Consider the following 25,606-nt stretch of genomic DNA (forward strand, 5'->3'; position numbering starts at 1 on the left):
GGCGGCGACGGCCTGCCGCCACCGCCCCCTGGTCACGCCGAGCAGGCGCACCTCCCCGTCGGGCGAGCGCAGGTCGAGGCTGTCCCGCCGGGGGTGGACGCGCAGGCCCGGCACGCCGCGGACCCGGCCGCCGACGACCACCGGCAGCACCTCGGCCAGCAGGTGGTCGAGCCCCGCGTCGTCGACCTGCAGGCCGAGCACGGCCGAGTCGGACCGCACCCGGTTCACCAGGGACGTCGGGCGCAGCGCGCAACCACGCCGGCGCATGCGGGACATGGCGCGGTGGGCGGCCTCCAGCACGGCCGCCTCCAACCGGCGTTGGCCGGCGGTGCGGGCGGACGGCACGAGCGGGCGCGACTCGGCGCCCGTGCCGCCGCGCTGCCTGCGCACCATGTTCGGTGTCTCGCCGGTGCACCAGCAGCGCTTGACCAGGTGGGGGGAGATTGTCGGCACGAGGGACCTCCGCGGACGCCGCCCGGTCGACGCCTCCGGGCTCGCCGCGGCGGGCCTCGGGACCTGGCGGAAGTGCGGGCACGTCGTTCACACGCGCTCTGGAGGCACCCACTCCATCCGGGTCAGGAGGAGCCTCGGTGGCAGCCGCACCTGCCTGGTCACGAAATTACAACATCCCGATGGCCGACGGGGCCGGGTCACTCGAAGGTGCGAATCACCGCTTGCGGCCGACGGCGGCCAGGCCCGCGAACCGCTCGGGGTGCTCGTCCACGTCCTCCAGCGAGGCGGGCCGCCACAGGGGCAGGTGCACGACCCCCGGCTCGACCAGGTCGAACCCGTCGAACAACGCCTCGACCTCGGCCTTGGAGCGCATGGTCATCGGGGTCGCGGTGCGCCGCCGGTACAGGTCCGTGTGCTCGTCGGCCTGCGTGGCCTGGCCCTCCTGGGTGGCGTGCGAGACGACCAGGTAGCTGCCGGGCGGCACGGCGTCGCGGTACGCGGCGATGATCCCCGCCGGGTCGTCCTGCACGAAGTGCAGCACCGCCACCATCATCACCGCGATCGGCCGGTCGAAGTCGAGCAGCTCGACCACCTGCGGGCAGGACAGCACGTCGGACGGCTGCCGCAGGTCCTCCTGCACGACGGTGGTCCGCGGGTCGTCGCCGAGGATCGTGCGGCTGTACGTCACCGCGATCGGGTCGCTGTCGACGTAGACGACGCGGGAGGTCGGGTCGGCGGCGCGGGCCACCTCGTGCACGTTGCCGACGGTCGGGATGCCGGAGCCGAGGTCGAGGAACTGGGTCACGCCCCGCTCGACGCAGAACTCCACCGCCCGGCGCAGGAACGCCCGGTTGGCCTGCATGATCAGCGGCAGCTCGGGCCACATCGCGATGGCCTGCTCGGCCATCTCGCGGTCCACCGCGAAGTTGTGCGCGCCGCCGAGGTAGTAGTCGTACACCCGGGCCGCGCTCGGCCTCGTCAGGTCGATGTCCGGTCGCTCGTCCACGCGCGCTCCTTCCCCCTCCGGCAGCTTAGACACCGGACCCCCTCCACCCTCGGCCGACCGGGGGGCCGCGTGTCGCGGGCATAAGATGCAGACCCATACCTGCACTCCGGGGGTCGAGTTGTCCGTCTCCGCCACGTGGGCCGGCCTCCGGGCGCTGCACCACCGGATCAACGCCGACCTCGAACGGGCGTTGCAGCGGCGGTTCCACTTCGGGATGTCGGAGTTCACCGCGCTGCGCGCGCTGGCCGACGCGCCGGACGGCGAGCTGCGGATGCAGGAGCTGACCGAGGCCGTCGGGCTGAACCAGAGTTCGGTGAGCCGCCTCGTCGCCCGGTTGGAGCAGTCGGGGCTGACCGGCCGCGAGGTGTGCGAGACGGACCGGCGGGGCGTGTACAGCCGCATCACGCCCGCCGGTCGGGACGTGCACGCGACCGCCGCGCCGTTCTACGAGGAGACGCTGACCGCGATCTTCGCCGAGGTCGCGGAGGACCCGGACCTGGGCCCGCTGCTGACCACGTTCCGCGCCTGACCAGGGTTCCCGTCGCCCGTTCGCGGGCCGCGGATTGTCGTACCCCGCCGGTAGAATCGAACACGAGTTCGATCGCGCGCGAGGGGAGCTTGTCGTGGAGCCGATCAGCGTCACCGCCCTGTCCTTCACCGAGTACGTCATGAGCGGCCAGCGTGGCCGGATCAGCATCGTGTCCGACCAGCGCCGCATCTACCTGTCGCCGGACCAGTGGGTGGCCGGGTTCTACAACCCGATGCGTGACGCGATGCGGCGGGCGGCGAACTCACCCGACCCGGCGGCCGAGCTGGAGGCGGCGGTGGCGGCGGCGCACCGCCTGCCCAGGCCCGGCCAGCCCAGGGCGTTCGAGGAGCTGCGCGAGGGGTTCCTGCCGTGGCTGAAGGCGACGAGGGCGACGGGCGTGCCCACGGCGGCGGCCCGGTGGCAGGCCGGCGAGCTGGCCCTCCGCGTCCGCCCGCACCTCGGTCTCCGGATGCCGGACGGCGAGCGCGCGGCCGTGCTCGTCTACGTGAAGGAACCGCCGATGACGCAGGAGGCGGCGAACGTGGGCCTGCGCATCCTGCAGCAGACCACCGCCGACACCCTGCCCGGCGCCACCCCGCTGTTGCTGGACGCCCGGAGGGGCCGGGCGTTCCGCATGTCGCGCCGGACGAACCTGGCGAAGCTGGACGCCCTGATCGCGGCGGAGGCGGCGGGGTACGTCGTGCACTGGCGAATGAGCGCCTGACCGGCCGCGGTCAAGCGGCCGACCCAACGACTCGGCGCGCCGACCACACCGCAGCCCTCGAGGGGCCGAACCGGGACCGAGCCGCCACCCCCGGCACCCCGCCCCGCCCCGGCACGCCACACCGGGCCGGGGTGGGTCCGGCTTGGCGCGTCGAGCCCGAGTGGGCCGGGTTCGGGACCGGGGATGGGTGGTCAGTCGGTGGTGAAGGAAGCCTGGTCGTGGGCGAACACGCCGTCCACCACGGTCGCCAGCACCTCGATGTCACCGATCCCCGACACCTCACAGGTGAACGGGTCCGCGCCCAGCACCGCGAAGTCCGCCAACTTGCCCGGGCTGATGGTCCCCAGCACGTCCTCCCGACGGCACGCGTAGGCCGCGCCCACGGTGTACGCGGCCACCGCCTCTTCCACCGCGATCGCCTCGTCCGGCCCGATGGCCTGCCCCTCCTTCGACCGCCGCTCGACCATGAACTGGATGGCGCGCAACGGTTTCCCGTCCGCCACCGGCCGGTCGGAGCTGCCCGCCACCACGATCCCCCGGTCCAGGAAGGCCCGGCCCCGGTACATCCACGGCGTCCGCTCCGGCCCCATGATCCGCGCGTAGTCGTCGCCGTACGCCCACAGGAACGTCGGCTGGATCACGGGGATCACCCCCAGCTCCGCGATCCGGTCGAGCTGGTCCGGCCGCACGAGCCCGCAGTGCTCGATCCGGTGCCGCGCGTCGACCCTCGGCCGGACGCGGTGCGCTTCCGCCAGGGCGTCCAGCGCGAAGTCGACGGCACGGTCGCCGATGGCGTGCACGGCGAGCTGCCACCCGGCCGCGTGCCCGTCCACGATCGCCGCCCGCATCACGTCCGGGTCGTCCTGCAGCTGACCGGCCGACTCCACACCGACGTACGGCCGGGTCAGCGCCGCCGTCCGCGCCATCATGCCGCCGTCGGTCCACAGCTTGAGCGGCCCGATGGAGAGCCGGTCGCCGCCGAGCCCGGTGCGCAGGCCGAGCGGCACGGCGCGGCGGATGCCGTCCGCCTCGTGCGCCGCCACGGGTTCGAGGCGGTCGGCGGACACCATCAGCTGGACCCGGATCGGCAGCGACGCCCGCTGGTACGCCTCGACCTCCAACGGGCTGCTGCCGATCAGACCGCCGCCGACCCCGGCCTCCGCCGCCAGCACCACGCCTTCCCGGAGGCACTGCCGCGCGCCGGCCTCGACGTCCGCCGCGATGTCGTCCAGCGAGTACGGCAGCCGCATCGCCCGGACGGCCGACTGCGCGCCCTCGGCCAGGAACCCGGTCGGCTCGCCGGTCTCGTCGCGCTGCGCCTCCCGCAACGCCGACGGGGGCAGCGCCGCCACGACGTCGCCGCTCACCACGCACGCGTGCCCGGACAAGTCCTGCACGTACACCCGCGGCCCGATCAGGTCGAGGTCGCGTGACGTCAGCGGCCGGTCGAGGGCGCGGTGGTCGTAGCCCGCGACCTCCACCCACCCCGACGCCCGCCGCGCGCCGCGCAGCACGTCCACCACCCCGGCGACGGTCGTGCACGACGAGATGTCGACGGTGCGCGCCGCGCGCCCGGTCCACGCCAGGTGGTTGTGCGCGTCCACGAAACCGGGCAGCACCACCGCTCCGCCGAGGTCGACGACCCGGCGCGCGGGCAGGTCCGCCACGTCGTCGTCGAGCCCGACCACCCGCCCCGCCCAGGCACCGATCACCGACGCCACGGGCCGGGCGGGGTCCATCGTCACGACCCGCCCGCCGACCACCTTCAGGTCAAGGATCACCCGCGCAGGCTAGCCCACGCCGACTTAGGTTAGGGTCAGCTCAGTTAGGCAAGCCTATGCAAGGAGGAGCGTCCATGCGGGTCGTCATGTTCGGCTACCAGACCTGGGGCCATCGCACGCTCCAGGCGTTGCTGGACTCCGAGCACGAGGTGGTCCTCGTCGTCACGCACCCGAAGAGCGACCACGCCTACGAGCGCATCTGGAGCGACTCCGTCGCGGACCTGGCCGCCGAGCACGGCGTCGAGACGATCATCCGCAACCGCCCGGACGACGACGAGCTGTTCCAGCGGCTCAAGGAGGTCGAGCCGGACGTCATCGTGGCCACCAACTGGCGCACGTGGATTCCCCCGCACATCTTCACGCTCCCCCAGCACGGCACGCTGAACGTGCACGACTCGCTGCTCCCCGCCTACGCGGGCTTCTCGCCGTTGATCTGGGCGCTGATCAACGACGAGAAGGAGGTCGGCGTGACCGCGCACATGATGGACGAGACGCTGGACGCCGGCGACATCGTGCTCCAGCGCGCCGTCCCGGTCGGCCCGCGCGACACGACGGCCGACCTGTTCCGCAAGACGCTGGAGCTGTTCGGGCCGATCACCGTGGACGGCCTGGCCGAGATCGCCTCGGGCCGGACCGACTTCACCAAGCAGGACCGGTCGAAGGCCAGCTTCTTCCACAAGCGCGCGGAGGAGGACCTGCGCATCGACTGGACGTGGGAGGCCGACGAGCTGGACCGGCTGGTCCGCGCCCAGTGCGCGCCGTACCCGAGCGCGTTCTGCTTCCACAAGGGCAAGCGGCTGGAGATCGTCGAGGCCGACGTGTCCCAGGAGCGCTACGGCGGCACGCCCGGCCGGATCTTCTACCGCGAGGGCGACGGCGTCGCGATCGTCGCGGGCGCGGAGGCCCGCCGCGGCCGCAACCGCGCCCTGCTCGTCAAGCGCGTGCGCACGGAGGACGGCGTCGAGCTGGGCGCGACGGAGTACTTCACGCACATGGGCGGGTACCTGACCAGCCGGCCGTGACCCGGAAAACCCGGTCCGGACAAGGGGAACGGCGGCGCGACCACGTCGAACGGCCGTCGAATGCGGCGGACGAATCGCCGTCGTCCTCCGCGATTGCGGCCCCGGTGTTCCCGTGGCGGCGATCATCGCTGATCATTGGGGCATGAGCGGCAAGCGGTCGACCACGCTGGTCAGCGTCGTGGTGTTGGTCCTCCTGATCATCATCGGCTACTACCTGACCCGGTACCAGGAGTCGACCGCACCGCCGCCGACCACCGTGCCGTCGGGCCCGGCCGCGCCCGGTGACGACCCGGCGGCGCAGCTCGCGGCGCTGACCGTGGCGCCGGAGGGCAAGATGGCCGGCTACAGCCGCGACCGGTTCCCGCACTGGAGCAGCCAGGGCGACTCGTGCGACACGCGCGAGGTCGTGCTGCAGCGCCAGGGCTCGGACGTGAAGACGGACGGCGAGTGCCGGGCCACCTCGGGCACGTGGACCAGCGTGTACGACGGCGTGGTCGTCACCGACGCCGGCGACCTGGACATCGACCACACCGTGGCGCTGGCCGAGGCGTGGCGGTCGGGCGCCGACAAGTGGACCGACGAGCAGCGGGAGAAGTTCGCCAACGACCTCGGCGGCATGCAGCTGATCGCGGTGACGGCGAGCAGCAACCGGAGCAAGGGCGACCAGGACGCGGCGAAGTGGAAGCCGCCGGTGGAGTCGTACTGGTGCACGTACGCGCGGGCCGTGGTGTCGGTGAAGACGCTCTACTCCCTGACCGTGGACGAGGCCGAGCGCGACGCGCTGGGCACGATGCTGCAGACCTGCTGACCGGCGCGGACCTCAGGGTCGCAGCGAGTCGAGCTGGTCGACGATGTCGGCGTGCGCCTCGGCGCGGCGGACCCAGGCGGCGAAGCCGGACGCGGCCGACGGCACCTCGCCGAGCGGCGAGATCGGGTCGGTGACGCCGTACTCCAGCCGGTAGGCGACCAGGGCGACGGCGGCCTCCACCCACAGTGACGGGTCCGGGCTGGTGATCTCGCCGAGGCCGACCCGGAACCACAGCGGCAGCCGGGTGTCGGCGGCGAGCGCGCGTTCCAGCCGGCGGCGGGCGATGTCCAGGACCTCCTGCCGCGCCTTGTCCCCCGCCACCACCGCTTCCGCGCGCCACGGCTCCTCGGCGGCCAGCTGGTCGGCGGCCAGCCGCTCGGCCGCGGCCACGGCGCCCGGCTCCTGCGCGTTGACGCGCCAGTCGAGGTTCTGCACCTCGTGCTGCAGCGCGTCGCGCTCGAACCGCGGCATCCGGCCGGTGGACAGCTTGGCCAGGCCCGCGTCCCGCTGCTGCTTCAGCGACTCGTACTCGGCCACCTCGGCGCGCAGGTCGGCGCGGACGGAGTCGGCCAGCAGCTCCTGCTCGGCGTCCCACGCGGCGCGCAGCGCGTCGACGGTCTCGGTGATGCCGTCGACCGAGTCGAGGTCCTCGTCCGGGCCGGACCCGGCGCCGGACAGCCTGCGTTCCAGCACGAGCAGGCGGGCGCTCACGCGGCCGAGCTCGGCCGTCAACGCCTGGGTGGTGGCGACGAGGTCCGCGACCGTCGGTTCGACCTCGTCGAGCCGTTCCTTCTCCGTGGGCACGCGATCCAGCCAACCGCACGGTGGGTCCTTGTCCAGGCGCGAAACCGAAAGACCACGCGTACGGGGCGACACAAACCCCCGGCCTGGTTAACGACTGATCACTCACCGTGAGATCGAATGAACTGCCTCCGATCGGTGTATGTCTGGTACATGTCGACGTCGGTGCACGAGACGGAACGCAAGTACGAGGCCCCCGGCGGCGCCGCGCTGCCGGACCTGTCCGACCTGGCCGGCGTCGCCGCCGTGGCCGGGCCGGAGGAGCACCAGCTGGAGGCGGTCTACTACGACACCGCGGACCTGCGGCTGGCGCGGGCCGGGCTGACGCTGCGCCGCCGCACCGGCGGCGACGACGCGGGCTGGCACCTGAAGCTCCCGGTCGGCGTGGACACGCGCGAGGAGGTGCGGCTGCCGGCGGGGCGCGCGGCCAAGCAGCCGCCGGAGGAGCTGGGCTCGCTCGTCCAGGTGCACGCGCGCGGTCGCGAGCTCGCGCCGGTCGCCCGCATCCGGACCACGCGGCACCGCCGGCAACTGGTGGACGACAAGGGCCGGCTGCTGGCCGAGGTGGTCGAGGACCTGGTGTCGGGGCAGGCCCTCGGCGGCGACGACACGCCCGTCGACTCGTGGCGGGAGATCGAGGTCGAGCTGGGCGAACGCGGTGACGTGGCGCTGCTGGACCTGGTCGAGGCGCGGCTGGCGGAGAGCGGGATCGCGCGGTCCGCGTCGTCGGCGAAGCTGACCCGGCTGCTGGCCGACCGGATCGCCGCCACCACGCCCCCGGCCCCCGGCAGGGCGGGCGGCAAGTCCGCCGGCGACGTCGTGCTGGCGTACCTGCGCGAGCAGGCCGACGCGCTGAAGCACGAGGACCCGAGGGTGCGCCGGGGCGAGGACGAGGGCGTGCACAAGATGCGCGTGGCGACGCGGCGGATGCGCAGCGCGCTCCAGGCGTTCGGCTCGATCGTGGACCGGGACGACACGCGCGAGCTGACCGACGAGCTGAAGTGGCTCGCGGGCACGCTCGGCGAGGCGCGCGACCTCGAAGTGCTGCGGGCGCGGTTCGAGGACGGCCTCGCGGCGCTCGACGGGGACCTGGTGCTCGGGCCCGTGCGGGCCCAGCTGGTGCGGCACTTCTCGTCGTTGGAGACCGCCGCGCACGAGTCGGCCCTCGCCGCGCTGAACAGCGAGCGGTACTTCGCGCTGCTGGACGCGGTCGACGCGATGATCGCCGACCCGCCGTTCACGCCGGCGGCGTCCGAGAAGGCGAAGAAGGCGCTGCCGGAGCTGGTGACCAAGACCTACCGCAGGCTCGCCAAGCGGGCCGGGAACGCGCACGACGACGACGCGCTGCACGAGGCGCGCAAGGCGGCGAAGCGGTTGCGGTACGCGGTGGAGGTGTCCGAGCCGGTGTTCGGCAAGCGGGCCGCGAAGTACCACAAGAAGGTGAAGGCGGTGCAGGAGCTGCTGGGCGAGCACCAGGACAGCGTGGTGGCCCGGCCGGTGCTGCGGGAGCTGGGCGCGAAGGCCCAGCTCGACGGGGAGAACGGCTTCACGTTCGGCCTGCTGCACGGGCTGGAGACGGCGGCGGCGCGGCGGGTGGAGGAGCGCTTCCCGGCCGTCTGGCGGGATCTGGGCAAGCCCAGCCTGCACTGATTGGTCTGGACCTTGACACCTCCTGGTGCGGCTGACACGGTGGCGGTGCCGCCGCCCGGTGCTCCACGCTGACCAGGAGGAACGTCAGTGCTTCCCCAACAAGGCGCCCGACGGCGCGGGCTCGGTCGCGCGCTCACCGCGCTCGTGTTCGCCGGCGCGGTGGCGACGGCGGCCCCCGCCCACGCCACTCCGGAGACGTCGTTGCAGCACATCGTGCCCGCCCCCGTCGCAGTCACCCCGCGGCCCGGCGTGAGCTTCACGCTCGGCGCGGACACCAAGATCCACACGCAACCCGGCTCGGTCGAGGCCCGGCAGGTCGGCGAGTACCTGGCGGGCGTGCTGCGCCCGTCGACGGGCTACCGGCTGCCGGTCGTGCCCGGCGCGTCCGGCCGGCACATCTCGCTGCTGCTCGTCGGCGCGGACCCGGCCGTCGGCGCGGAGGGCTACCAGCTCGACGTGACGGGGCGGGGCGCGGTGATCCGGGCCAGGACGGCGGCCGGGCTGTTCGCGGGCGTGCAGACGTTCCGGCAGCTGCTGCCCGCCGAGGTGGAGGCGAAGACCAGGCAGCGCGGGCCGTGGGTAGTGCCCGGCGGCCGGGTGCTGGACTACCCGCGCTACGCCCACCGCGGCGCGATGCTCGACGTGGCGCGGCACTTCTTCAGCGTCGACGAGGTCAAGCGGTACATCGACCAGATCGCGCTGTACAAGGTCAACCGGCTGCACCTGCACCTGACCGACGACCAGGGCTGGCGGCTGGAGATCAAGAGCTGGCCGAACCTCACCGCCCACGGCGGCAGCACGGAGGTCGGCGGCGGCCCCGGCGGCTACTACACGCAGGAGCAGTACCGGGACCTCGTCGCGTACGCCGCCGCACGGCACATCACCGTGATCCCGGAGATCGACATGCCGGGCCACACCAACGCCGCGCTGTCGTCGTACCCGGAGCTGAACTGCGACGGCGTCGCGCCGCCCCTCTACACCGGCATCGACGTCGGCTTCAGCTCCCTGTGCATCGCCAAGGACATCACCTACGAGTTCGTCGACGACGTGCTCCGCGAGGTCGCCGCGCTGACGCCGGGCGAGTACCTGCACATCGGCGGCGACGAGGCGCACGCCACGACCGACCCGGACTTCGACCTGTTCATCGACAAGGTCCTGCCCCTGGTGGAGAAGCACGGCAAGACGGCCACCGGCTGGCACGAGTTCGTGAAGGCCGGTCCGCCCGCGTCGGCCGTGCCGCAGTTCTGGGGCACGAAGACGGTCGCGCCGGACATGGTCGCGGCCGCCGCGCGGGGCAGCCGGATCGTGCTGTCGCCCGCCACCAAGGCGTACCTGGACATGAAGTACGACGCCAACACCAAGCTGGGGTTGAGCTGGGCCGGGTACACCGACGTGCAGGACGCGTACGACTGGAACCCCGGCGCGTACATCGAGGGGCTGCCCGCGGACGCCGTGCGCGGCGTCGAGGCACCGCTGTGGAGCGAGACCATCACGAACAGCGCCGAGCTGGAGTTCCTGGCGTTCCCGCGCCTGCCCGCGATCGCGGAGCTGGCCTGGTCGCCGTGGTCGACGCACGACTGGGACCGGTTCAAGGTCCGGCTGGCCGCGCAGGCCGACCGGTGGGACGTGCTGGGCGTGAACTACTACGCCTCACCGCAGGTGCCCTGGAGGAGGTGAAGGTCGCGCGCGTCCGGGCACCCCGCCGCCCGGACGCGCGCCGACGTGCCTCACACCCGGTCGCGCACCAGCAGGGTCCTGGTCCGCTGGTACGGGTCGAGCGTGACGCGGCACGTCTCGCCGCCGAGCAGCCGCGGCGCGTTGTTCACCCAGACCCGGCGGGCGTGCAGCTGCCGGCCGACCCGGCACGCCACACCGGTGTCCCGCGACCAGACGCCCGCGCCGGCGCCGCGCGCCGTCTCGTTGGCGATCTTCACCGCGTCGTCGACGTCGTCGAACGCGGTCACGGACACGACCGGGCCGACCGGCTCGTCCCGGTGCGCCCGGCCCCGGACGTCGCCCGCGAAGACCGTCGGCGTGACGTAGTAGCCGCCGGACAGCTCGCCGCCGAGGTCCGCGCGCTCGCCGCCGCACAGCACCCGCGCGCCGTCGGCGCGGGCGGCCACGATCGCCGACATGATCCGGTCGAGCCGGTCGCGCGTGGTCTGCGCGCCGATCACCGTCGCGGTGTCCAGCGGGTGCCCCATCGCCAACGCCTTGGTGCGCTCCACGGCGTCGGCCAGGAACTCGTCGTGGACGGTGCTCTGCACCAGCGCGCGGAACGGCTCGCCGCGGTCGCGGGCGAACGCGGCGAACCCCGTCAGCGCCCGGTCGTGGAACGCGTCGCGCCGGGCGGCCACGTCGGCGAAGAAGATGTTCGGGCAGCTGCCGCCGTCGTCCGCGCCGGAGCCGAACGGCATCGCGGCGACCCGCCGGCTGGCCGCCAGCGCCCGACCCGCCCCGATGTCGAAGCCGTTGACGACGTTGACCACGCCGGGCGGCAGCAGGTCGGCGATCAGCCCCACCAGGACGTGGATCGACGCCGGGGTCTGCTCGGCGGGCTTCAGCACGACGGCGTTGCCCGCGGCCAGCGCGGGCGCGAGTTCCCGCACCGCCGTGAGCAGGGGGAAGTCCGGCGCGACGAGCCGGCCGACCACGCCGAGCGGCTCGGGGTAGCGGTAGGCCACGACGTCGTCGCCGACCGGCGTGATGCCGCCCTCCCGCACCCGGACCAGGCCCGCGCAGTAGCGGAGGTGCTCCACCGCCGACGGCAGGTCGACCGCCAGCGTCTCGCCGACCGGGCGGCCGGTGTCCCACGTCTCGGCGACGGCCAGCGCGTCGAGGTGGTCCTCCACGCGGTCGGCGACCTCGTGGAGCACGTTCGCGCGCTCGGCGGCCGACGTGCGGCCCCACGCGCGGGCCGCGCCGTGGGCCGCGTCCAACGCCCGGTCCACGTCCTCGGCCGTGCCCCGCGCCAGTTCCGTGAACGGCTCGCCGGTCACCGGCGTGGGGTCGGCGAAGTACCGGCCCTTGGCGGGCGGCACGTACTCACCGCCGATGAAGTGGTCGTACCGGCTCCGGTACGACACCACGCTGCCCCGCTCACCGGGCGCCGCGTACCTCGCCATCTGGTCTCCCACGTCGTCGTCGTCGCGTCGGTCGGGTTCGTCGCGGGCAGCAGCGTGGACGGCACAACGTTGCAGTGGCGTTGCACCCGAACGGTTCAGCGCCGGGTTGCCGCGACCGGCGCGGTCACGCCATCCTGGTCCGGGAGGCGCCATGCAACCGGACCCGCGACGGCTCGCGCACGCCCGCGAGGCGGTGCTGAGCGGGGACCGGGCACGCGACGCGCGTCCCCTGATCGTGGAGTCGTGGCGGCGGTCGCTGGCCGCGCGGGTCGACCCGGACCGGCACGAACCGCCCGTCGTGCTCGACCGGGACGAGGTGGTCGACCGGCGCGGTGCGCACCCGCTCTCGGTCGCGCTGCCGGTGCTGCGCGAGACGCTGGTGAGCGTCGCCGACGAGGCCGAGCACGTGATGATCATCGCGGACGCGGACGGCAACATCCTGTGGTGCGAGGGCGCGACGTCGGTGCGCGGCCTGGCCGAACGGGTCCGGCTGACCGAGGGCGCGTGCTGGAGCGAGCCGTCCATCGGCACCAACGCGATGGGCACGGCGCTGGCCGTCGGCCGGTCGGTGACCGTGCACTCCGCCGAGCACCTGGTGCGGGCCTACCACGGGTGGACCTGCGCGGCGAGCCCCGTGCGCGACCCCGACACCGGCCGCACGATCGGCGTGGTGGACGTGAGCGGGCCGTTGCGCAGCACGCACCCGACGATGGTGGCGCTGGTGTCGGCCGCCGCCCGGCTGGCGGAGAGCCAGTTGCAGCTGCGGCTCGCCGCCCGTGACGAGCGGCTGCGCGCGGTGAACATGCGGCACCTGATCGGCCTGCGCGGCGAGCCGGGCGCGTTGCTGAGCCCCACCGGCCGCGTGCTGGCCGCCACGCCGGACACCGTGCTCGAACCGGACGGCCCGCACGGCCCCAGCGGCCCGCGGGTGGACGTGACGGGCGACCGGGTGCGGTTGGCCGACGGGCGGGAAGCGGTCCTGGAGCCGTTGGACGAGGGGTACCTGCTCCGGGTGCCACGCCGGACCGCGCGAAGACCCGTGCTGTCGCTGCGGTTCCTGGGCGGCTCGACCGGCTCGCTGGACGGGCGGGCGCTGCCGCTGTCGCTGCGGCACGCGGAGCTGCTGGCGGCGTTGGCGCTGCACCCGCGCGGGCTGACCGCCGAGCAGCTGGCGCTGCACCTGTACGGCGAGCGCGGCAACCCGACGACGGTGCGCGCCGAGCTGCACCGGCTGCGCGCGCAGCTCGGCCGGGTGCTGCTGACCAGGCCGTACCGGCTGTCGGCCGACGTGCGCGGCGACTTCCTGGCGGTGCGCGAGGCGCTGCGCGTCGGCGACGTGGGCGTGGCCGCGGCGGCGTACCGGGGCGACCTCCTCCCCCGGTCCGAGGCGCCCGTGGTGCGCGAGGAGCGGGAAGACCTGGGCGCGGCGGTGCGGCGGGGCGTGCTGGAACGCGGGGACGTCGAGGCGCTGTGGGCGTTCGGCCTGGTGTCGGACGACGTGACCGTGCTGGAGCGGCTGGTCCGGCTCATGCCCCGGACGGACCCGCGCCGCGAGGTGGCGGCGGGCCGGCTGCGCCGCGCGCTCGCCTAGGGTGATCGTCATGGGGTACTTCCGACCGGGTGACGTGGCGCTGCGGCGCGAGGTGCTGCACGGCAAGCCGTGGGCGGTGACGCCGACCAGGGTCGTCGAGGACGGGCCGGACCTGCTCGTCGTGTTCACCGTGCCCGGTGTGCGGTTCGGGTTCCCGCCGCACCACTGGCCGCACGGCTGGCAGGTCGCGGGCAACGCGCACTGGCGCGGCCACGGCAAGCTCCAGATGCACCGGCCCGGCGACGCCTACTCCGTCGACCTGTACTGGACGGGTCCGGACCGCCGGTTCCACGGCTGGTACCTCAACCTCCAGGACCCGTTCCGCCGCACGCCGCTCGGGTTCGACACGCTCGACCACGAGCTGGACTACTGGGTGCCCGCCGAGGGCGGCTGGGTGGAGAAGGACCGCGACGAGTTCGAGGAGCAGGTCGCCGCGGGCAAGTACTCCGCCGCGCAGGCCGAGGCCATCCGCGCCACCGGCAAGGAGGTCGAGGCGATGCTGACCGCCGGCACGACGTGGTGGGACCAGGCGTGGGCGTCGTGGGAGCCCGACCCCGACTGGCCGGTGCCGGTGCTGCCGGACGGCTGGGCGGACTACCCGGTGCCGTGAAGGTCGTCCCCCTGACGCCGCGGACCCTCGTGGACGAGCTGGTCGGGCGGATCGACGCGGTGCCGCGCGACACGTGGGCGCGGGTGCTGCTCGACGGCGCCGTGCCGACCAGGCCGGGCGAGCTGGCGGACGCCCTGGTGGAGCCGCTGCGGGCGCTGGGACGTCCGGTGCTGCGGGTGTCGGCCGGCGACTTCCTGCGGCCCGCGTCCGTGCGGCTGGAGCACGGCCACCAGGACCCGGACTCGTTCCGCGACGCGTGGCTGGACGTCGGCGGGCTGGTCCGCGAGGTGCTGGAACCGCTCGACCCCGGCGGGTCGGGCCGGGTGCTGCCCGCGCTGTGGAACGCGGCGACGGACCGGGCGCACCGGGCCGACTACGCGACGCTCGGCGCGGGCGGCGTGCTGCTGGTCGACGGCACCCTGCTGCTCGACAAGTGGCTGCCGGCGGAGCTGACCGTGCACCTGTGGCTGTCGCCGGGCGCCCTCGAACGGCAACTGCCCGCCGAGTGGCGGTGGACGCTGCCCGCCTACGCCTCGTACGAGCCGCACGCCGACGTGACGGTCCGCTACGACCACCCCACCAGGCCGGCGCTGATCGGTACAGTCGGTGGGGAAGACCGGCGGTGACGTCCGAGGGGGTGGGTGTGGCCAGGCTGCGGTTGCTGCTCGCGCTCCACCTGCCGGCGCTCTACGCGCTGACCCTCCTGCACACGCCCACCGAGCTGCTGGCCGCCGTGACGGCCGTGGCGCTGGTCGTGCTGCTGCTCACCTCCGCGCCGGCGGTGCTCGCCGCGCCCGCGTGGGTGCGGTCGCTGTCGATCCGCGAGAAGTCGCTGCGCGCCGCGTTCCTGCGGCTGCGCGACCCCGACGCGGCGGGCCGTCCCCGTCCCCGGGCACCCGGACTCGGCCTCACTCCCTGAGGCCCCTGTTCCGCTTGCTCCGAGGACGGAGTTCTTCCCTTGTTCCACGCCCTGGGCTCAGCCCTGGCCGGGTTCGCCACGCCCGCCCTGGCCATCGTCGCGTTCACCGTCGTCGTCCGACTGCTCATGCACCCGCTCAGCCGTGCCGCCGTGCGCGGCGAGAAGGCCCGTGCCGCGCTCGCGCCCGAGCTGCGGCAGCTCACCGAGAAGTACGGCAAGGACAAGGTCCGGCTCCAGGAGAAGACGCTGGAGCTGTACCGGTCCAACGGCACGTCCGTGCTGGCCGGCTGCCTGCCCGCGCTGGTGCAGGCGCCGTTCTTCATGGTGGTGTACCGGCTGGTCACCACGCCGAACCCGCTGCTGGACGGCACGCTGCTCGGCGTGCCGCTGGGCGCGCACTGGTTCGGCACGTGGGCGCACACGCCCGTGTTCCTCGCGCTGTTCGCGGTGCTCACCGGGATCGCGTTCGCGACGTCCCGGTGGCAGGCGGCGATCGCCCGGGACAACGGCGGGCCGCAGCCGCCGTTCGCGAGGCTGCTGCGGCTCCTGCCGTTCGGGACCGTGCTCGTCGCCGCCGTGCTGCCGCTGGCGGCGGGCGTCTACCTGGTGACGACGACTAGCTGGACGCTGCTGGAGCGAGCTTTCCTGTACCGCGCAGTTCAGCTCCCGCCTCGTGCAGGTACTTCAGGACGTACCCGTACGACGTGAACAGGCCGCACTCGGCGTAGGACACCGACTGGCGGTGGCAGAAGTCGCGGACCAGCGCCTGCGCGCGGCGCAGGTGCGGTCGCGGCATGCTCGGGAACAGGTGGTGCTCGATCTGGTAGTTCAGGCCGCCGAGCAGGAAGTCGGTGAACCAGCCGCCGGTCACGTTGCGGGAGGTCAGCACCTGCTTGCGCAGGAAGTCGAGCTGGTGGCCCGCCTGGAGCACCGGCATGCCCTTGTGGTTGGGCGCGAACGAGATGCCCATGTAGACGCCGAAGAGGCCCTGGTGGACGGCGATGAAGACCAGCGCCTTGAGCGGGGACATCACCAGGAACACCGCGGTCAGGTAGACGACGACGTGCACGGCCAGCAGCACCAGCTCCAGCCGCCAGCCCTTGACCTCGCGGCGCGCCGCCGCGGCCGTGCTGATGATGTGCAGGCTGAAGCCTTCGAGCAGCAGCAGCGGGAAGAACAGCCACGCCTGGTGCTTCACCACGAGCCGGAAGAAGCCGCGCTTGCGCTGCGCCTGCTCGGCGCTGAACGCGAGGACGGAGATGTCGACGTCCGGGTCCTCGTCCTCGTGGTTCGGGTTGGCGTGGTGGCGGCTGTGCTTGCCCATCCACCAGCCGAACCCGACGCCGACGAGGAGGTTGCCGAGCAGCAGGCCCATGGTGTGGTTCGCCTTGCCGCTCGCGTACACCTGCCGGTGGCCGGCGTCGTGGCCCAGGAACGCGATCTGGGTGTAGACGACGGCGAGGACGGCGGCCGGCACGAGCTGCCACCACGAGTCGCCGATCAGCACCACGGCGGCCGCGGTGAGGGCGAAGGCCGCGAGGACGCAGACCAGGTAAGTCATGTAGAAACCGATGCGCCGGTCGAGCAGACCTTGCTGCTTGACCAACCTGGACAATTCAGCGAAGTCGCTGCCGCGGGCTTGGGTGCTCACTCCCGGAGGGTACGGCGCGAACCGCCTCGGGCTCAGGTCAGCCTGAGTTGCAACTGGGCGAACAACCGGAGCAACGGGTCGTCCAGATCGAATCCGCCCAGCTCCGCCGCACGTCGGACCCGGTACCGGAGGGTGTTGGGGTGGACGTGCAACTTCGCGGCCGCACTTTTCACATCACCGAATTCATCGAGGTAGGCCAATAGTGAACGGGCCAGTTCCCCATCCAGTCCGGCGAGCCGCGGGTCGCGGATGCGCGGGTGGTCCGCCAGCAGGGCGAGCGTTTCGCTGATCAGGACGCGCGACCGCACGTCCTCCAGGGTGGCGACGTCGGCGTCGAGGTCGCGCGACATGGCGTCGAGCACGCGGTCGGCCTCGTCCCGCGAGATCATCACCTCGTCCACCGTGGGCACGGTCGAGCCGATCGCGCCCTGCACCCGCAGGCCCATGTGCTTGCGGGCGGCGGCCACGATCTCCCTGGTCAGGGTGAGCAGCGGCGCCTTCGGCGGCAGGTCCGTGAGCAGCGCGTACGTGCGGCCGCTCTGCTGGCTGACCAGGGCGCTGCGCCGGTACGCGGCGGCGTGCACCGAGATCAGGCTGGTCATCTCGGCGCGCCGCAGCTCGTGCTGGGTGCGGTCGTGGTGCTCCTGGCCGCGCAGGGCGAAGACGACGACGGCGGCGGGCTTGTCCGGGTCGGCCCCGATCTGCTCGGCGATCGCGCCGGCGTCCATCCGGCCGTCGAGCAGGGCCGCGAGCAGGTTCTCCCGGAACGCGGCGGCGGGCTCCCGCTGCTGGACCAGGTGCAGCGCGGTGACGCGGGCCGCGCCGAGCAGTGCCCGTTCGGCCTGCTCGGTGAGCGGCGTGGCCCCTTCCTGCACCCAGATCGTGCCCAGCGGCTGCGTGCCCGCGTGGATGCCGACGGCGATGCGGCGGCGGATGCCCAGCTCGGGCCGCTCGTCGATGCGGACGACGTCCTCGCCGGACCGGAGCCGCTGGTAGACGCCCCACTCGCGGAGCATCTTCAGGTACGGCTCGGGGCCCTGGCGGCCGAGGATGGACAGCCGGCGCAGCTCGTCCACCTCGTCGGTGGAGCGGGAGTAGGCCAGCACGCGGCTCGCGGTGTCCTCGATGCTGACGATGCCGCCGGTCAGCGAGGCGATGGTCTGGGCGAGGCCGAACAGGTCGCCGAGGACTTCGCCCGCGCCCGCGTCGGCCGTCACCCTGGCGTTGTGCACGACACCCCTGGCCAGCGCTTCGAGGTGTTCCCAGCGGACTTCCGGCCGCACGGCGAGCAGCGCCACGCCCGCGTCCGCCGCCGCCTGCCGCAGCACGGGCGACGGCGTGTCCACCTTGACCGCCACCGCCACCGCTCCCCCGGCCGCGGCGGCCCGGACCAGCGGCAGCGCGGCCCGTCCGCGGGCGCCGATGACCAGGGCGAGGTCGCCCGGACGCACGTCCGGCGTGTCGTCGGGGTCGAGGATGACGACGTCGAGGACGTCGGCCTCCAGCCCGTGCGGCGCGACCTGCACCTCGACCAGCGGGTCGCCGAGCGCGATCAAGACCTGCCGGAGGCTCACTTCTTGTCCATTCGTACAACGGCGGAGCGCCAAGCCTAGACGTGCGGACAACGGCGCGCATGGTCGGAAGTCCTACCGTTGGGGAACCCAACCCTGTGGCGAAGGAGCTGCTTGTGGATGCCGTGACCTCGGTCCCCGCACCGGTGAACGAGCCCGTCCTCGGCTACGCCCCCGGCACCCCGGAACGGGCGCAGTTGCAGGCGAAGCTGGCCGAGCTGGCCAAGGAGCCCGTCGAGCTGACCCTCACCATCGGCGGTGAGCAGCGGGTCGGCGGCGGCGAGCGCTTCGACGTCGTGCAGCCGCACAACCACCGCGCCGTCCTCGGCACCCTCCACGGCGCCACGCAGCAGGACACCCGGGACGCCATCGCCGCCGCCAGGGAAGCCGCGCCCGCGTGGCGCGCGATGTCCTACGACGACCGCGCCGCGATCCTCCTCCGCGCCGCCGACCTGCTCGCGACCACGTGGCGGGCCACGCTCAACGCGGCCACCATGCTCGGCCAGTCGAAGACCGCGATCCAGGCGGAGATCGACGCCGCGTGCGAGCTGATCGACTTCTGGCGCTTCAACGTCTCGTTCGGCCGGAAGCTCCTCGAAGAGCAGCCGCAGTCGTCCCCCGGCGTGTGGAACCGCACGGACCACCGCCCGCTGGAGGGCTTCGTCTACGCGATCACGCCGTTCAACTTCACCGCGATCGCCGGCAACCTGCCCACCGCCCCGGCCCTGATGGGCAACGTGGTGCTGTGGAAGCCGTCGCCGACGCAGAGCTTCGCCGCGCACCTCACCATGCGGCTGCTCGAAGAGGCCGGCCTGCCGCCCGGCGTGATCAACCTGCTGCCCGGCGACGGCTTGGCCGTGTCCGAGGTGGCGCTGGCCGACCCGGACCTCGCGGGCATCCACTTCACCGGGTCCACCCGCACGTTCCAGCACCTGTGGGGCCAGGTCGGCGCGAACATCGCCCACTACCGCTCGTACCCGCGGGTCGTCGGCGAGACCGGCGGCAAGGACTTCGTGCTCGCGCACCCGTCGGCCGACGTCGACGTGCTGCGCACCGCGCTGGTCCGCGGCGCGTTCGAGTACCAGGGCCAGAAGTGCTCGGCCGCGTCCCGCGCGTACATCCCGCGCTCGGTGTGGAACCGGGTGAAGGACGACTTCCTCGCCGACGTCGAGTCGCTGACGATGGGCGACGTCACGGACCTGTCGAACTTCATGGGCGCGGTCATCGACCGGCGTTCGTTCGACAAGCTGTCCGGCGTGCTCAAGGCCGCGCACGAGGACGACCGGCTGGAGGTCGTCGCGGGCGGCACGGCGGACGACTCCGAGGGCTTCTTCGTGCGGCCGACCGTGCTGCTGGGCAGCGACCCGACGCACGAGGTGTTCACGACCGAGTACTTCGGGCCGGTGCTGGCGGTGCACGTGTTCGAGGACTCGGACTACGACACCGTGCTCAAGCAGATGGAGAACGCCGCGCCGTACGCCCTGACCGGCGCGATCATCGCGCGGGACCGGGCCGCCATCGTCCACGCGCAGAACGAGCTCCGGTTCGCCGCGGGCAACTTCTACGTCAACGACAAGCCGACCGGCGCGGTCGTCGGCCAGCAGCCGTTCGGCGGCGGGCGGGCGTCGGGCACGAACGACAAGGCGGGCTCCGTGCACAACCTGCTGCGCTGGGTCAGCCCGCGGTCCATCAAGGAGACGTTCGCGGCTCCCACCTCCTACCGCTACCCGCACCAGGGGTGATCATGCTCCGCTCCACGCTGCTCGCCGCCTCGCGATCCGAGGCGATCCGCGAGCTGGTCGAACGCACGCCGCTGACCCGGCCGGTCGTCAAGCGCTTCATCTCCGGCGACGACGTCGACGCGGCCGTCGCCACCACCGGCGAGGTGCTGGCCGACGGCCGGTACGTCACGCTGGACCACCTGGGCGAGGACACCAGGGACGCGGAGCAGGCCACGGCCACCGTGGAGGCGTACCTGGACCTGCTGCGCCGCCTCGAACTGGCCGGGCACACCGACCGGGCCGAGGTGTCGGTGAAGCTGTCCGCGGTGGGCCAGTTCCTGCCCGTGGACGGCGAGAAGATCGCCTTGGAGAACGCCCGCCGGATCTGCGCGGCGGCGGGCGCGGTCGGCACCACGGTCACCCTCGACATGGAGGACCACACCACGACCGACTCGACGCTCGGCATCCTCCACGAGCTGCGGGTCGACTTCCCGTGGGTGGGCGCGGTGCTCCAGGCGTACCTGAGGCGGACCGAGCAGGACTGCCGGGACCTGGCGCACGCCGGGTCGCGCGTGCGGCTGTGCAAGGGCGCCTACAAGGAGCCCGCGTCGGTGGCGTTCCAGGACAAGGCGGACGTCGACCTGTCGTACGTGCGCTGCCTGAAGGTCCTGATGGCGGGCGAGGGCTACCCGATGGTGGCCTCGCACGACCCGAGGCTGATCGCCATCGCCACCGAGCTGGCCAAGGACCGGCCGCGGGACAGCTACGAGTTCCAGATGCTCTACGGCATCCGGCCCGACGAGCAGCGCCGCATCGCCGCCGCCGGCCACCGGATGCGCGTGTACGTCCCGTACGGCGACGAGTGGTACGGCTACTTCATGCGGCGGCTCGCCGAGCGTCCCGCGAACGTGGCCTTCTTCCTGCGCTCGCTGATCACCACGGGGTAGGGCGTGGCCCCGGAAGTGGGAGGCTGAGCTCGTGCCTCTCCACTTCCGGGGCGTTCTGCTGCCCGACGACGAGCCCCGCGACCTGTGGGTCCTGGGCGACCGCGTGACGTTCGAGCGGCCGTCCGGCGACTGGACGACCGTCGTCGACGGCGGCTACCTGCTGCCGGGCCTGGTCGACGTCCACACCCACCCCGGCTCGTCGTACGACGGCGGTTTCGACGCGGCCGACTTCACCGCCCACTGCCTCGACCACCTGCGCGCGGGCGTGACGGCGCTGCGGTTCCCCGGCCTGTCCGCGTCCGCCGAGATCCCCGACGACCCGCGCCTGCCGCGCATGGTGGGCGGCGGGCGGTGGCTGGCGTGGTCCGGGCTGTCCGACCACGCCCCGTTCCACGTCGTGGTGGACGACCTGGTCGCCGAGGCGGTGGCCGACGCCACGCGGACCGGGTGGTGCAAGGTGTTCTGCGACTGGGACTTCGAGGACGAGCCCGTGCCGGCGGACCTGCTGCGCGACGTCGTGGCGGCGGTGCGGTCGGCCGGCGGACGCGTTGCGGCGCACGCCCAGTCGAGCCGGGGCGCGCTCAACGCCGCCGCCGCGGGCGTCGACTCGGTCGAGCACGGCATGGGCATGCCCGCCGAGGCGATACCCCTCATGGCCGGGCACGGCGCCGCGTACGTCCCCACGCTCACGACGTTCGCCGAGTCCGCGGGCTGGAGGGAGGAGCGGGGACGGCCGCGCGACCGGCTCTGGCTCGCGGGCTACCGGACCATGGTCGAACGGGTCGCCGACGCCCACGACGCCGGCGTCACCGTGCTCGCGGGCACCGACCGCTCCGCGTTCGGCGTGGTGGCCGACGAGGTGGACTGCCTGATCCGCGCCGGCCTGCCGCCCGCGACCGCGGTGGGCGCCGCGAGCTGGACCGCGCGCGCCTGGCTCGGGTTGCCGAACCACGTCGAAGGCGCGCCCGCCGACCTCACCGCGTACCCGGCGGACCCGAGGGCCGTGCCCGCCGTGCTCCGGCGGCCGGGCGCGGTGGTGTCGCGCGGCCGGGTCGTCGCCTAGCCCGACGGTTTCGCCGAGGCCGGTTTTGTCGGGGGTTGCCTGCACAATCAGCGGCATGCTCGTCGCCCTGGTGTCGCACGCGGAGAACGCGGGACGGTTGCGCGTGCTCTCCGACGCCGGGGCGCCCGAGGGGCCGGTGGTGGAGACGGCGGACCTGGCGGCGGCGGTGTCCGAACTGGAGGCCCGGCACAGACCCCGGTGGGTGTTGGCGGACACGACCGAGGTCTACCCCGACCTGTTGGCGCGCGGCGTCCGGGTGGAGCGGTGCCAGGACCTGTCGCACGCCGAGTACCTGGTGCTGGCCTACCAGGGCCGGCACCGCGAGCCGCGCGGGTTGGGGGCCGCGGTCGCGCGGCTGCGCGGGCTGCCCGTGCCGGACGACCACGGGCCGCGCAAGCGCGACACCCAGCCGACGTTGTTCGAGCCCGAGCGGCAACCGCTGCCCGGCGACACCGACCCGTTGGACGCGGTCGTCGCGGTGCACCGGGAGCAGCAACGGGTGGTGGCGACGCTGGGGCACGCCGACGGCCTGCGCCTGCTGTTCGCGGCCGAGTCGGCGAGCGCGCTGGCCGCCGCGGAGATGACGCACTTCGGCCTGCCGTGGCGGGAGGACGTGCACGAGCGGCTGCTGGTGGACATGCTCGGGCCGCGTCCGCCGAACGGCGCCCGGCCGGCCCGGCTGGTGGAGCTGGCCGACCGGATCACGGCGGCGTTCGGCGGCCGGCAGGTCAACCCGGACCACCCGCCGGGCATCGTGAAGGCGTTCGCGCGGGAGGGCATCGACGTCCCGTCGGCGCGCGCGTGGGTGCTCAAGCAGGTCGACCACCCGGCGGTGGCGCCGCTGCTGGAGTACAAGGAACTGGCCCGGCTGTGGGTGGCGCACGGCTGGTCGTGGCTGGACTCGTGGGTGGCGGACGGGCGGTTCCGGCCGGACTACGTGGTGGGCGGCGTCGTGTCCGGGCGGTGGGCGACGCGGGGCGGTGCGGCGTTGCAGATCCCGCGCACCCTGCGCACGGCGGTGCGGGCCGACCCGGGCTGGAAGCTCGTGGCGGCGGACGCGGCGCAGCTGGAGCCGCGGGTGCTGGCGGCGTTGTCGGACGACCACCGGTTCACCGAGGTGTCGTCGGACGACGACCTGTACACGACGCTGGCCGCGGAGGCGTTCGACGGGGACCGCGGCAAGGCGAAGCTGGCCATGCTGTCGGCCATGTACGGCGGCACGGGCGGTGGCGCGGGGCCCGCGATGGCGGTGCTGCGCCGTCGGTTCCCCGAAGCCGTGGGGTACGTGGAGGCGGCGGCGCTGGCGGGCGAGCAGGGCCGGATGGTGCGGTCCCGGCTCGGCCGCACGAGCCCGTTGCCGTCCGACGCGTGGCGTGACGCGATCGGCAACACCGACGACAGCGAGGACGCGGTGCGGCAGTCGCGGCGGGCGGCGCGGGACTGGGGCCGGTTCACCCGCAACTTCGTGGTGCAGGCGAGCGCGGCGGACTGGACGGCGGCGCTGCTCGGCGCGTTGCGGCGGCGGTTGCACCGGTCGGCGCGCGGCGCGCACCTCGTGTTCTTCCAGCACGACGAGGTGCTGGTGCACTGCCCGGCCGACCTGGCGGAGGCGGTGTGCGCCGAGGTGACGGCGGCGGGCGAGGAGGCGTCCCGGCTGGTGTTCGGCGCGACGCCGGTCCGGTTCCCGCTCAAAGCGGTGCCGGTGGACAGCTACGCGGACGCCAAGTAGGGCGGTTTGGGCCGTTCGGTCGCTTGAAGGATCATCATGAGAGCGCTCTCATGAATGGGCGACGGAATTCGTTGTCGTGCCGAACACAGTGACAAGGAGGTCACGCGTGGAGTTCAGCCGCAACCGACGACGCGTCCTGGCGACCGCCGTCGCCCTGATCACCGCGGTACCGCTCGCGATCGCCGGCATGTCGGCGAACGCCGCGGTGCCGCCGACCCCGCCGGGCTGGTCGCTCCAGTGGAGCGACGACTTCACCGGCGCCGCGAACACCCTGCCGTCGTCCGCGAACTGGATCTTCGACCTCGGCCACGGCTACCCCGGCGGACCCGGGAACTGGGGCACCGGCGAGATCCAGAACTACACCAACAGCACGAACAACATCAAGCTCGACGGCGCGGGCAACCTGCGCATCACCGCCCTGCGCGACGGCGCGGGCAACTGGACGTCCGCCCGCATCGAGACCCAGCGCGCGAACTTCAAGCCGCCGGCGGGCGGCAAGCTCGCCATCGAGGGCCGCATCCAGATGCCGAACGTCACCGGCCAGGCCGCGCTCGGCTACTGGCCCGCGTTCTGGGCGCTCGGCTCGCCCTACCGCGGCAACTACTGGAACTGGCCCGCCATCGGCGAGTTCGACATCATGGAGAACGTCAACGGCATCAACTCCGTGTGGGGCGTGCTGCACTGCGGCGTGAACCCCGGCGGGCCGTGCAACGAGACCAACGGCCTCGGCGCGAGCCGGACGTGCCCCGGCGCGACGTGCCAGTCGGCGTTCCACACCTACCGGTTCGAGTGGGACGAGAGCTCCTCGCCCAAGGCGTTCCGCTGGTACGTCGACGGGCAGCAGTTCCACAGCGTCAACCAGAGCCAGTTCGACGCGACCACGTGGAACAACATGACCAGCCACGCGGGCTACTTCCTGCTGCTGAACCTGGCCATCGGCGGCGCGTTCCCCAACGGCGTGGCGGGTCACGCGACACCGACCGCGGCGACCGTGCCGGGTCACTCGATGCTGGTGGACTACGTGGCCGTGTGGACGGCGGGCGGCGGCACGCAGCCCACCACCACGACCACCACCAACCCGCCCGGCGGCACCGGCTGGGACGCGTTCGCCGACATCCAGGCCGAGCAGGCGACGGCGCGGTCCGGCGGCGTGATCGAGGCGGGTGACGGCGGCCAGACGGTGGCGCAGCTGCGCAACGGCAACTCGCTGCGGTTCTCCGGCGTCCGGTTCGGCACGCGCACGGCCACGCAGTTCGTCGCACGGGCCGCGTCCGGGGCGTCCGGCGGGGTGAGCGGCCTGGTCGAGGTGCGGCTCGACAGCCCCACCGCGCCGCCCATCGGCAGCTTCGCCATCGCCAACACCGGCGGCTGGCAGAGCTGGCGCACGGTGCCCGCGAACATCTCCGGGGTGACGGGCACGCACGACGTCTACATCACGTTCACCAGCGGCCAGCCCGCGCCGTACGTGAGCGTGAACTGGATCAGGTTCGGCACCTGAGTGCCCGTGGCGGGCCGCGCGCGCCTCCTCCTCCCGCGCGGTCCGCCACTACCATCGTCGAGGTGTACGCGGAACGCCCGTTCCCCGGTCTGGCCTGCCTGTGGCGGCGGACCACGGACGTCGCGGCCGTCGGCCGGGTCGTGCCGGACGGGTGCACGGACATCATCTACTCGACCGCGACCGGTGAGCTGTTCGTCGCCGGCCCGGACACCGTGGGCCACGTGACGTCGATGGGGCCCGGGACGTTGTTCGGCGTCCGGTTCGGTCCGGGCGTGGGACCGGCGGTGTTCGGCGTGCCCGCCGCGGAGCTGCGCGACCTGCGGGTTCCGCTGGCCGAGCTGTGGGGTCCGTCGCCCGCGTTGGCGGACGCCCTGCACTCCGCCGGCGACCCGTGCGCGGTGCTCGCG

23 protein-coding genes and 1 pseudogene are annotated in these 25,606 nt (G+C 73.5%); 17 read left to right on the top strand and 7 right to left on the bottom strand.

The window, feature by feature from the left end; all coding sequences use genetic code 11:
• Positions 1-453, bottom strand: a pseudogene (locus ACFQ3T_RS17995) (hypothetical protein); the annotation flags it as partial.
• 214 nt (positions 454-667) lie between these two features.
• The gene (locus tag ACFQ3T_RS18000; RefSeq protein WP_380724442.1) at positions 668-1,459 is read right to left on the bottom strand and encodes an SAM-dependent methyltransferase; all 792 of its coding nucleotides are present in this window, start codon (positions 1,457-1,459) and stop codon (positions 668-670) included.
• Between the two features lie 118 nt (positions 1,460-1,577).
• Here ACFQ3T_RS18000 and ACFQ3T_RS18005 point away from each other — a divergent pair, with 118 nt between their 5' ends.
• Both ACFQ3T_RS18005 and ACFQ3T_RS18010 read left to right on the top strand, forming a co-directional pair.
• Positions 1,578-1,988, top strand: a complete 411-nt coding sequence (locus ACFQ3T_RS18005; RefSeq protein WP_380724443.1) for a MarR family winged helix-turn-helix transcriptional regulator — start codon at positions 1,578-1,580, stop codon at positions 1,986-1,988.
• Between the two features lie 94 nt (positions 1,989-2,082).
• On the top strand, positions 2,083-2,712 hold the full coding sequence (locus tag ACFQ3T_RS18010) for a hypothetical protein (RefSeq protein ID WP_380724444.1): 630 nt from the start codon (positions 2,083-2,085) through the stop codon (positions 2,710-2,712).
• A 191-nt stretch (positions 2,713-2,903) separates the two neighbouring features.
• On the opposite strand, the gene ACFQ3T_RS18015 is transcribed toward ACFQ3T_RS18010, so the two are convergent.
• A complete protein-coding gene (locus tag ACFQ3T_RS18015) occupies positions 2,904-4,493 on the bottom strand; it encodes an amidohydrolase (RefSeq protein WP_380724445.1) in 1,590 nt (529 codons plus the stop codon).
• A 74-nt stretch (positions 4,494-4,567) separates the two neighbouring features.
• Between ACFQ3T_RS18015 and ACFQ3T_RS18020 the strand changes: the two genes are divergently transcribed.
• The gene (locus tag ACFQ3T_RS18020) at positions 4,568-5,515 is read left to right on the top strand and encodes a methionyl-tRNA formyltransferase (protein WP_380724446.1); all 948 of its coding nucleotides are present in this window, start codon (positions 4,568-4,570) and stop codon (positions 5,513-5,515) included.
• 142 nt (positions 5,516-5,657) lie between these two features.
• Complete coding sequence (locus ACFQ3T_RS18025) at positions 5,658-6,323, top strand: HNH endonuclease family protein (RefSeq protein ID WP_380724447.1); 666 nt, start codon at positions 5,658-5,660, stop codon at positions 6,321-6,323.
• Between the two features lie 12 nt (positions 6,324-6,335).
• On the opposite strand, the gene ACFQ3T_RS18030 is transcribed toward ACFQ3T_RS18025, so the two are convergent.
• Positions 6,336-7,127, bottom strand: a complete 792-nt coding sequence (locus ACFQ3T_RS18030; protein ID WP_380724448.1) for a hypothetical protein — start codon at positions 7,125-7,127, stop codon at positions 6,336-6,338.
• A 150-nt stretch (positions 7,128-7,277) separates the two neighbouring features.
• Here ACFQ3T_RS18030 and ACFQ3T_RS18035 point away from each other — a divergent pair, with 150 nt between their 5' ends.
• Together ACFQ3T_RS18035 and ACFQ3T_RS18040 are read left to right on the top strand one after the other, a co-directional pair.
• Complete coding sequence (locus tag ACFQ3T_RS18035; RefSeq protein ID WP_380724449.1) at positions 7,278-8,774, top strand: CYTH and CHAD domain-containing protein; 1,497 nt, start codon at positions 7,278-7,280, stop codon at positions 8,772-8,774.
• 87 nt (positions 8,775-8,861) lie between these two features.
• Complete coding sequence (locus ACFQ3T_RS18040) at positions 8,862-10,451, top strand: beta-N-acetylhexosaminidase (RefSeq protein WP_380724450.1); 1,590 nt, start codon at positions 8,862-8,864, stop codon at positions 10,449-10,451.
• Positions 10,452-10,501: 50 nt separating this feature from the next.
• On the opposite strand, the gene ACFQ3T_RS18045 is transcribed toward ACFQ3T_RS18040, so the two are convergent.
• Positions 10,502-11,899 carry an aldehyde dehydrogenase family protein gene (locus tag ACFQ3T_RS18045; RefSeq protein ID WP_380724451.1) on the bottom strand — a complete coding sequence of 466 codons (1,398 nt, stop codon included), beginning with the start codon at positions 11,897-11,899 and terminating at the stop codon, positions 10,502-10,504.
• A gap of 151 nt (positions 11,900-12,050) precedes the next feature.
• On the opposite strand from ACFQ3T_RS18045, the gene ACFQ3T_RS18050 reads away from it, so the two are divergent.
• The 5 genes from ACFQ3T_RS18050 to ACFQ3T_RS18070 are packed head-to-tail and all read left to right on the top strand — an operon-like array spanning position 12,051 to position 15,727.
• Complete coding sequence (locus tag ACFQ3T_RS18050) at positions 12,051-13,490, top strand: GAF domain-containing protein (RefSeq protein WP_380724452.1); 1,440 nt, start codon at positions 12,051-12,053, stop codon at positions 13,488-13,490.
• A 10-nt stretch (positions 13,491-13,500) separates the two neighbouring features.
• Positions 13,501-14,100: a DUF402 domain-containing protein gene (locus ACFQ3T_RS18055; protein ID WP_380724453.1), complete on the top strand. Its 600-nt coding sequence runs from the start codon at positions 13,501-13,503 to the stop codon at positions 14,098-14,100.
• Positions 14,097-14,726 carry a nucleoside/nucleotide kinase family protein gene (locus ACFQ3T_RS18060; RefSeq protein ID WP_380724454.1) on the top strand — a complete coding sequence of 210 codons (630 nt, stop codon included), beginning with the start codon at positions 14,097-14,099 and terminating at the stop codon, positions 14,724-14,726. Before ACFQ3T_RS18055 ends, ACFQ3T_RS18060 begins: the two co-directional genes overlap by 4 nt.
• On the top strand, positions 14,723-15,019 hold the full coding sequence (locus ACFQ3T_RS18065; protein ID WP_380724455.1) for a DUF6412 domain-containing protein: 297 nt from the start codon (positions 14,723-14,725) through the stop codon (positions 15,017-15,019). The genes ACFQ3T_RS18060 and ACFQ3T_RS18065 overlap by 4 nt, the downstream gene beginning before the upstream one ends.
• Before the next feature lie 39 nt (positions 15,020-15,058).
• Positions 15,059-15,727 carry a YidC/Oxa1 family membrane protein insertase gene (locus ACFQ3T_RS18070; protein WP_380724456.1) on the top strand — a complete coding sequence of 223 codons (669 nt, stop codon included), beginning with the start codon at positions 15,059-15,061 and terminating at the stop codon, positions 15,725-15,727.
• On the opposite strand, the gene ACFQ3T_RS18075 is transcribed toward ACFQ3T_RS18070, so the two are convergent.
• Both ACFQ3T_RS18075 and ACFQ3T_RS18080 read right to left on the bottom strand, forming a co-directional pair.
• Entirely contained in the window at positions 15,636-16,670 is a 1,035-nt protein-coding gene (locus tag ACFQ3T_RS18075) for a fatty acid desaturase family protein (RefSeq protein WP_380724457.1), read from the bottom strand. The two genes, ACFQ3T_RS18070 and ACFQ3T_RS18075, sit on opposite strands and share 92 nt — an antisense overlap.
• A gap of 32 nt (positions 16,671-16,702) precedes the next feature.
• On the bottom strand, positions 16,703-18,244 hold the full coding sequence (locus ACFQ3T_RS18080) for a PucR family transcriptional regulator (RefSeq protein ID WP_380724458.1): 1,542 nt from the start codon (positions 18,242-18,244) through the stop codon (positions 16,703-16,705).
• A gap of 113 nt (positions 18,245-18,357) precedes the next feature.
• On the opposite strand from ACFQ3T_RS18080, the gene pruA reads away from it, so the two are divergent.
• From pruA to ACFQ3T_RS18110, 6 genes are all read left to right on the top strand, one after another.
• Positions 18,358-19,983 carry an L-glutamate gamma-semialdehyde dehydrogenase gene (gene pruA / locus ACFQ3T_RS18085; protein ID WP_380724459.1) on the top strand — a complete coding sequence of 542 codons (1,626 nt, stop codon included), beginning with the start codon at positions 18,358-18,360 and terminating at the stop codon, positions 19,981-19,983.
• A gap of 2 nt (positions 19,984-19,985) precedes the next feature.
• Complete coding sequence (locus ACFQ3T_RS18090) at positions 19,986-20,909, top strand: proline dehydrogenase family protein (protein ID WP_380724460.1); 924 nt, start codon at positions 19,986-19,988, stop codon at positions 20,907-20,909.
• Between the two features lie 31 nt (positions 20,910-20,940).
• The gene (locus tag ACFQ3T_RS18095; protein ID WP_380724461.1) at positions 20,941-21,972 is read left to right on the top strand and encodes an amidohydrolase family protein; all 1,032 of its coding nucleotides are present in this window, start codon (positions 20,941-20,943) and stop codon (positions 21,970-21,972) included.
• A 55-nt stretch (positions 21,973-22,027) separates the two neighbouring features.
• The gene (locus tag ACFQ3T_RS18100; RefSeq protein ID WP_380724462.1) at positions 22,028-23,701 is read left to right on the top strand and encodes a bifunctional 3'-5' exonuclease/DNA polymerase; all 1,674 of its coding nucleotides are present in this window, start codon (positions 22,028-22,030) and stop codon (positions 23,699-23,701) included.
• A gap of 106 nt (positions 23,702-23,807) precedes the next feature.
• Positions 23,808-25,199, top strand: a complete 1,392-nt coding sequence (locus tag ACFQ3T_RS18105) for a carbohydrate-binding protein (RefSeq protein WP_380724463.1) — start codon at positions 23,808-23,810, stop codon at positions 25,197-25,199.
• A gap of 62 nt (positions 25,200-25,261) precedes the next feature.
• Positions 25,262-25,606: DUF6597 domain-containing transcriptional factor (locus ACFQ3T_RS18110; protein ID WP_380724464.1), on the top strand; the 345-nt coding region annotated here is incomplete at its 3' end.

This window comes from Saccharothrix hoggarensis (assembly GCF_042678885.1).
Taxonomy (GTDB): domain Bacteria; phylum Actinomycetota; class Actinomycetes; order Mycobacteriales; family Pseudonocardiaceae; genus Actinosynnema; species Actinosynnema hoggarensis.